This window comes from Aliidiomarina sp. (genome assembly GCF_047920995.1).
Classification (GTDB): domain Bacteria; phylum Pseudomonadota; class Gammaproteobacteria; order Enterobacterales; family Alteromonadaceae; genus Aliidiomarina.
On sequence record NZ_JBLRWZ010000082.1, the window covers coordinates 1 to 1,220 of the forward strand.

General features: G+C 43.9%; 1 protein-coding gene. It reads left to right on the plus strand.

All coding sequences use genetic code 11. The features are described from left to right. Window positions 1-59 precede the first annotated feature (59 nt). Window positions 60-1,220: hypothetical protein (locus tag ACNA7P_RS11190; protein ID WP_416258703.1), on the plus strand; the 1,161-nt coding region annotated here is incomplete at its 3' end.

The window sequence follows — 1,220 nt, forward strand, 5'->3', positions numbered from 1 at the left end:
CTACTTTTCCAGAAAGATACAATTGGGATTGCACAAGGAAATCCCTGCAAAGCGCACTTATGAGTAATGGAGATGGAACCTATCAGGTATCGTTTATGCCATTTGGTCCGCAAAACGCGCAGGCGGTAACTCCGCTGCCAAACACCGAGGGTGGCTATGATCTATTCTTCTTTATTTATGGGCCGTTTAAAGTTGCGCGGCTTGAGGGAACCACTTTCGTAGATGTAACCGCAGAGTATGAGAACTATAAGAATATTAACTACGTTTCCACTATTAACCCATATGTTCACTCGTTCTGGCATGAAGATAAGTATTATTTGGTAACGCCAGACGTTCCTATCGAAGCGATTCAAAACGCCGAAGCAACAGATTTTGCGCAGGCTGGGCATGATGATAATCGAGATCTTCGCTTGGGCTTCACACTATGGGAATTTAAGCCCGGAGAGGGCTTCTTTTTAAGCGATTATTATCACCCAGAAGGCGAGGTGTTCACATATAAACAAGGTAGTTCGGATAATTACTCTTACGATATCGGCGCAGTTCTATTCGATATACCGGTATTCACGCCGCGCTGGCACTTCTTCGAGTATACCAAAATCAATGATGATGAACCGCCAGTGCTGGTGGTACAAACAGAATCTAGCGGAATAAGAGTAGGGGAGTATTTTCGGCAACCGGTAGATCTGGATTTGTATTATAGCAACGCTTTCGATCGAGCAAACGATTTAGAAACCTTTGTTTTTGGCAGCTTAGATGTAATGACAGGCTTTTATATTGAAGATGGCAAGTTAATTCCGCGAGAAAAGCCAGTTGTTGATGGCAATATTACGTTTAATAGCCCTGGCTTCAAGTTCGAAGATGCAACCGGTGATGGCAACATGGATATGTACACCATCGCAGGGGGAGCCGATAGAAGCAGTGTGCACATTAACCAAGATGGCACGCTATATCGTATCGATTTGCTAAAAGCTTATCCACCTATCTCGTTCTCAATAGAAAATGGGCCAGAGAACTTTGGTTTAGGCATCAGAAACCTAGGCAGAGCACCTTATTTAGAGTTTTTATATTGGTCTGGCGGCGCAACCTTTTGGCCAGATTATGTGCTGAATCAGCAGCCCTCAGATTTCGGTATTATGAGAGCAATAAAGCCTATTACGGAAATCCCACTTCTTACCGCGGAAGATTTAATTGAAAAAGCAAGGCAGTGCGCGGAAGAAAAC